This window comes from Methylibium sp. T29-B, from assembly GCF_000576225.1.
GTDB classification, from domain to species: Bacteria; Pseudomonadota; Gammaproteobacteria; order Burkholderiales; family Burkholderiaceae_C; genus Methylibium; species Methylibium petroleiphilum.
Genome location: NZ_AZSN01000193.1, coordinates 1 through 5,623 on the forward strand (window position 1 = coordinate 1; position 5,623 = coordinate 5,623).

A 5,623-nucleotide genomic window follows, 5' to 3' on the forward strand; every position below is an offset into this window, starting at 1 on the left:
AGAGGACCGTTGAAGGCCTGTCGAAAAACAAATGTTTTCCGACAGGCCTTGGCCTAGCGCACGCCCGCCTTGCAGCGTTCTGTGAATAGCGCTTAGTAATGACGGCGTATATACTTTGTTAGTATCAAGTGGCAGGAGGCCCCGATCATGTCAAAACAAGCCGTTTTCACGATGAAGCTGGAGCCTGAGTTGCGCGCCGAGTTTATGGCCGAAGCCGAGGCGGCCCATCGCCCGGCGTCGCAAGTGCTGCGCGAGCTGATGCGCGAGTTCGTTCAGCGCCAGCGCGAGTCGCGCGAGTACGACGAGTTCCTGCGCCGCAAGGTCGAAGCCGGCCGGGCTTCGATGCGCGCTGGATTGGGGCGGTCGAACGATGAAGTTGAGGCCGAATTCGCCGCACGGCGTGCCAGTGTGGCGAGCCAGGCGTGAGGGTTGTTTGGACGCCCGAAGCGCAGCAAGACCGTGCCGATGTGTGGGACTACATCGCAGCCGACAATCCGCGCGCGGCGGCCCGGATGGATGAGATTTTCAGCGACGCGGCCGCCCGCTTGATCCAGCACCCCATGCTGGGCAAGCCGGGAAAGATTCCCGGGACCCGCGAGTTGATCCCGCACGAAAGCTATCGCCTGGTGTATCAGATCGACGGCGAAACGGTGTGGATACTGACGCTGGTTCATACTGCCCGCCTGTGGCCGCCTGTGCGCGATTAAGATATGATCATGGCAACAATGAAACGGCGCGTTGACAGACTGCTTTCGAGCCAGACCGCGGTCGGCGGCAGGCGGCCAGGAGCGGTTGCTGGAACGAGTCCTTATCCCCGCTCCGACTTCATCGTATGCCTATAGAGGTGAGCCTACCTACCTCTGCAAGCGTTGCATCTTTTATTTGGCTGCTTGCCGTGCTGTCAGCGAGGTAAGCAGTCACAAGGACCGGTGCGCCTTGCGGTGGTAGCAATATTCCTATGTCGTTCGCATCTGTCTTGTTGGTCCCGGTCTTGTCGCCAACGGTCCAATCAGCAGGGGTTCCGGCCTTGAGGCGCTTTCCCCCGGTCGTGTTTTCGAGCAGCCACTGGCGGAGCAAATTCCGCGATAAGGGTGAGAGTGCATCGCCCAAGAGGAGCTTGTTCATGGTCATGGCCATGGCTCGCGGTGAGGTCGTATCCAAGCTTCCTCCTTCGACTCGGGTGTTGAGGTCGGGTTCGTTCCGATCGAGCCTCGTGATCTTGTCACCGAGTTGGCGGGCATACTGGGTGAGAGCTTGAGGGCCACCGTAGCTGGCTAGTATGAGATTGCCCGCTGTGTTGTCGCTGGTGGTTATCGTCGCGTGACAGAGTTGGGCCAAAGTCAACCCCTCGCCATCCGCATATGCCTCTGTCACTGGCGACCAAGGCACCAAGTCCTGCTTGCGGTAACGAATACGCCGAGTGAGCGACTCTTCACCACGATCCGCGCGCGCCAGCACCAAGCACTCGCCAGCAGCTTGAACGAACTGAGCATCATGAAAAGTTCGTCAGAGCGGTAGCCAAATTCGTGACCAGTCGCTGTGTCTATGACATGTACGCCCAACCGGCCTTGGGCTTTAGCCTCGAGTTGCTGAAACACAGCAGTCATCTGTCCTTGCTCGCCCAAGGCAAAGCTTTTCTTGGGGAAAATCGCACTGAAGCCAAAGGCAGAAAATGCCATCCCGACGGAGAAGTTGCGTCTTTTCATGGTTCCTACTGTTTGAAAATGAGTGATCATATGGATCGTCGGTGGTCTCTTCAAACGTAAAATCTGCAGCCCAGGCCCAAGAAAAACTTAGATCATCATGGACCTTCCGCTTAACGCGCTGCGCGCATTTGAGGTGTCTGCACGCCATCTGAGCTTCACCCGGGCGGGCCTTGAACTGCACCTGACGCAGACCGCCGTCAGTCAGCACGTCAAGAACTTAGAAGACCGCCTGGGCAAGAAACTCTTTCGGCGTATCCCGCGAGGGCTTGCTTTGACTGATGAAGGTGCTGCCCTGCTACCAGTGTTGACCGATGCTTTTGAACGGATCGGTTTAACGCTTGAGAAGGTCAAGACGCCTCATAAGAAAGAAGTTTTGTCTGTGGGCGTCGTCGGCACGTTTGCAGTGGGCTGGTTGCTGCCACGCCTCCGCGACTTTCAAGTCAAGCACCCCTTCATAGATCTTCGACTGTTTTCCAACAACAACCGAGTCGACTTGGCAGGCGATGGCCTGGACTTCGCAATCCGCTTTGGGGACGGCCACTGGCACGGCACAGAAGCGTCGAAGCTTTTTCTGCGCCACTCGCACCTGTTTGCGCCCCTTTCATGGCAAGTCGAATCCACACCCCCAGTGATTTGGCACGGGTCACGCTATTGCGGTCTTATCGAGCAGACGAGTGGACTGCATGGTTTCAGGCGGTTGGGTTAAACCCCCCACATTTGACGGGTCCGGTGTTTGACTCATCCCTTGTACTTGCTGATGCAGCCGCACAAGGAACAGGTGTGGCTTTGTTGCCGATTCGTCTCTTTGGTCGCGACCTACTCGGCGGTCGGCTGGTGACCTTATTTGACACTCGGATTGAGACGGGCAGCTATTGGTTGACCAAGCTCAAGCCACGCAAAGAGACCGACGGGATGAAAGCTTTCCGTGGCTGGCTGGAGCAAGAGTGCCGAGACAATTAGCTCTCGGCATGTGGAGGCATCGAAGGATGCGGCTGCTCTTACCGTTGAGCAGTGGAATGACCACTATGGGTCGGGTGCCGTCGCGTGCGCAGTGTAAGCGTCCGGTGAACACCACCTGATCAGTGGGCCACCGATTTGGAGAACAGATTGATCGTCAGCACCCCGGCCATGATCATGCCGATTCCGGCGAGCGCGGGGGCGTCCAGTGTCTGCTTGAACCACAGCCAGCCGACCGCCGACACCAGCACAATGCCGACGCCCGACCAGATGCCATAGGCTATACCCGTTGGTATCACTTTGAGGGTGATGGAGAGGAAGTAGAACGAGACCGCATAGCCTGTCACGCTGGCAAGCGTAGGCCATAGTTTTGTCATGCCTTCCGATGACTTGAGGAAGCTGGTGGCAGTGACTTCCGCAATGATCGCAACGCCGAGATAAACGTAATTCATGTTCATTCAGCGACTGTATTGGGTCTGGCCGTATGAAGCCATTAATGCCCCGCCTCGAGCCGAAGGGTATCGCCCGCCCCTTTTGACGGTTTAGTGGAACTCTGAGCACACGAATGGTGGATGCCGACAGCAGCTTGGCCACCGGGATGGCCGCATTTAGGTGGCGGCAGGATTCCAGTGGTGCGGCAGAAGTTCCACGATCCGATTTGCTGGCTGGGTCGGCAGGCGCTCGAGGATATCGCGCAGGTACACGTAGGGATCGTGGCCATTGAGCCGAGCCGAGTGCACGAGGCTCATGATTGCTGCGGCTCGCTTGCCCGCGCGCAAGCTCCCAGCGAACAGCCAGTTCTGCCGACCCAGCGCTATAGGCCGGATGCGGTTCTCCACCCAGTTGTTGTCGATGGGCAGGTCGCCATCGTCGAGGTAGCGCGTCAGCGCCACCCAGCGCTTGAGGCTGTAGTCGATAGCCCGCGCGGTGGCTGATCCATCGGGAACACGCTGGCGTTGCTGTCGCAGCCACTGGCGCAGCGCGTCCGCCAACGGCCGGGCAGCCTGTCTGGCATCGAGCCTGGTTTGTGTGTCGGCATTGGCGCCACCGCGCTCCAAGTCATAAAGCTGCGCGAAGAACTTCAGCGCCTGCTCGCCGACCTGGCTGCCGTGATTGGCCCAGAGTTCGTGGAACTTGCGCCGTGCGTGCGCCATGCAGCCCGCCTCGGTCACGCCCAGCTCGAAGCAGGCCTTATAGCCGGCGAAGTCGTCGCAGACGAGCTTGCCTTGCCAGCCGGGCTGGCAAGGCGTGCCCGGCAGTCCCAGGAACTCGCGGGCATGCTGGCCACCGCGGCTGTCGGCGAAGTCGAAGACGACGGCCTGCAGCGGGTTGAACTGTGTCGTGCAGTAGCTCCACAGGTAGGCGCGGTGCGTCTTGCCGTGGCCTGGCTTGAGCATCGCCACCGGCGTCTCGTCCGCGTGCAGCACACCCTGGCCGAGAAGTTCCCGGGTCAGTGCATCCACCAGCGGCCGCAGCTGCACACCGCATTCGCCCACCCACTGGGCAAGCGTCGAGCGTGCGATGGCGTGCCCGGCGCGCTCGAAGATGGCCTCCTGCCGGTACAGCGGCAGGTGATCGAGATACTTGGCGACGAGCACCTGGGCCAGCAGGGCGCTCGTCGGCAGGCCCTTGTCGATGACGTGCGGCGCGACCGGCGCCTGCACGATGCGCTCGCAGCACTTGCACACCCACTTGCCGCGGATGTGTCGCTCCACCGTGAAGACGCCGGGCTGGTAGTCCAGCTTCTCGGCCACGTCCTCGCCGATGCGCTGCAGGGCCTGGCCACAGCCGCAGGTGGTGCTCTCGGGTTCATGGCGAACGTCGCGGCGCGGCAGGTGCGCTGGCAGCTTCTCGCGCCGGGGCCGCTGGCGCTCGCCAGTGGCCCGAGCGGGCTGCAATGCTTCAATCTCGGCGGCCACGGCCGCCAGGTCAGCGTCCAGCGTCTCGTCCAGCAGGCTCTTCTGCTCGGCGCTGTACCGCTCGCTCTGCGCAGCGAACTTCAAGCGCTTGAGGATCGCGTTCTCGTGCGTGAGCTTGTCGATGACAGCCTGCTTGAATGCCACCTCGGAGCGCGCCGCTCGCAAGGCGTCGCGCAGTTGCTGGGCATCGAGGGTGTCGAGGTCGTCGGCGATCACGAGAAGGCATCGTGCCGAACCGACGCCAAGTGCGCCATCGGCACATGCCGCAATTGCACGCGGGCCTACGGCACGCGCGGCTACAGCAGCGTGATGACTCCTGCCTCGCCGACGCGCTGCCAGGGCAGCCCCAGAACCAGGGCATCGAACTGGGCGCGGCTCAGGCTCAAGGTGCCGCTCACATCGCGAGGCCAGACGAAGCGGCCGACATTCAAGCGCCGTGCGGCCAGCCACACACCAATCCCGTCATGGACCAGCACCTTCATCCGGTTGGCCCGGCGGTTGGCAAACAAGTAGGCGTGGTGTGGCCGTGCCGCGCCGAAGACCGACACCACGCGAGCCAGGGCAGCCTCAGTGCCGGCGCGCATGTCCAGCGGCTCGACAGCGAGCCACAGCGCATCCACCCGGATCAACGCAGCATCTCACGAAGCCAAGCGCCGCAAGAAGCCGCGCTCGCCATTGGCCAGCGCACCCGCACGGTGACCGAACCCCGTTGCAGGTCCACCTCGACGAACTGCGGTGCCTCGACCGTCGGTGGCGCCGCCGGTACAACGCTCACTGGCACGAACGGGTCGGCGATAGCGGCGCCTCGATCATGGGCCACCGTGCGCCGCCACTTGTGGACGAGGTTGGCATTCAAACCATGGCTCATCGCCACCTTGGCCACGGACGCACCAGGTGCCGCGCATTCAGCAAGGACTTGCCGCTTCAGTTCCGGGTCGTGGCGCCGGCGCGTGTCCGGCTTGGCGTCTGGCATGGTGTCCACCTATCTCGTTTGGTGGACACCATCCTGGCTGGCGCGGCCGCAGCGTTCAAGATGGGTTC

Annotated in this window: 8 protein-coding genes and 2 pseudogenes; 4 read left to right on the top strand and 6 right to left on the bottom strand. The window is 61.6% G+C overall.

Annotation, left to right across the window (positions count from 1 at the left end; translation table 11 throughout):
* The first annotated feature begins 147 nt into the window (after positions 1-147).
* Together Y694_RS19200 and Y694_RS19205 are read left to right on the top strand one after the other, a co-directional pair.
* On the top strand, positions 148-426 hold the full coding sequence (locus Y694_RS19200) for a hypothetical protein (RefSeq protein WP_011342941.1): 279 nt from the start codon (positions 148-150) through the stop codon (positions 424-426).
* Positions 423-707, top strand: a complete 285-nt coding sequence (locus Y694_RS19205; RefSeq protein ID WP_011342942.1) for a type II toxin-antitoxin system mRNA interferase toxin, RelE/StbE family — start codon at positions 423-425, stop codon at positions 705-707. Before Y694_RS19200 ends, Y694_RS19205 begins: the two co-directional genes overlap by 4 nt.
* 118 nt (positions 708-825) lie before the next feature.
* On the opposite strand, the gene bla is transcribed toward Y694_RS19205, so the two are convergent.
* A complete protein-coding gene (bla, locus tag Y694_RS23735) occupies positions 826-1,458 on the bottom strand; it encodes a class A beta-lactamase (protein WP_197028823.1) in 633 nt (210 codons plus the stop codon).
* Positions 1,371-1,706, bottom strand: a complete 336-nt coding sequence (locus Y694_RS25030) for a hypothetical protein (RefSeq protein ID WP_197028824.1) — start codon at positions 1,704-1,706, stop codon at positions 1,371-1,373. Before Y694_RS25030 ends, bla begins: the two co-directional genes overlap by 88 nt.
* A gap of 97 nt (positions 1,707-1,803) precedes the next feature.
* On the opposite strand from Y694_RS25030, the pseudogene Y694_RS27275 reads away from it, so the two are divergent.
* Both Y694_RS27275 and Y694_RS27280 read left to right on the top strand, forming a co-directional pair.
* Positions 1,804-1,932, top strand: a pseudogene (locus Y694_RS27275) (LysR family transcriptional regulator); the annotation flags it as partial.
* Between the two features lie 177 nt (positions 1,933-2,109).
* Positions 2,110-2,666 (top strand): annotated as a pseudogene (locus Y694_RS27280) (LysR substrate-binding domain-containing protein).
* Positions 2,667-2,785: 119 nt separating this feature from the next.
* Here the strand turns inward: Y694_RS27280 and Y694_RS19210 are convergent.
* The 4 genes from Y694_RS19210 to tnpA form a co-directional block, all read right to left on the bottom strand.
* A complete protein-coding gene (locus Y694_RS19210; protein ID WP_197028825.1) occupies positions 2,786-3,115 on the bottom strand; it encodes an SMR family transporter in 330 nt (109 codons plus the stop codon).
* A 156-nt stretch (positions 3,116-3,271) separates the two neighbouring features.
* A complete protein-coding gene (tnpC, locus tag Y694_RS19215; RefSeq protein WP_036235453.1) occupies positions 3,272-4,798 on the bottom strand; it encodes an IS66 family transposase in 1,527 nt (508 codons plus the stop codon).
* 80 nt (positions 4,799-4,878) lie between these two features.
* Positions 4,879-5,202, bottom strand: coding sequence for an IS66 family insertion sequence element accessory protein TnpB (gene tnpB / locus Y694_RS19220; protein ID WP_152543622.1), 324 nt, complete (start codon positions 5,200-5,202; stop codon positions 4,879-4,881).
* Between the two features lie 5 nt (positions 5,203-5,207).
* Positions 5,208-5,555: an IS66-like element accessory protein TnpA gene (gene tnpA, locus Y694_RS19225; RefSeq protein WP_036235458.1), complete on the bottom strand. Its 348-nt coding sequence runs from the start codon at positions 5,553-5,555 to the stop codon at positions 5,208-5,210.
* Positions 5,556-5,623: the final 68 nt, after the last annotated feature.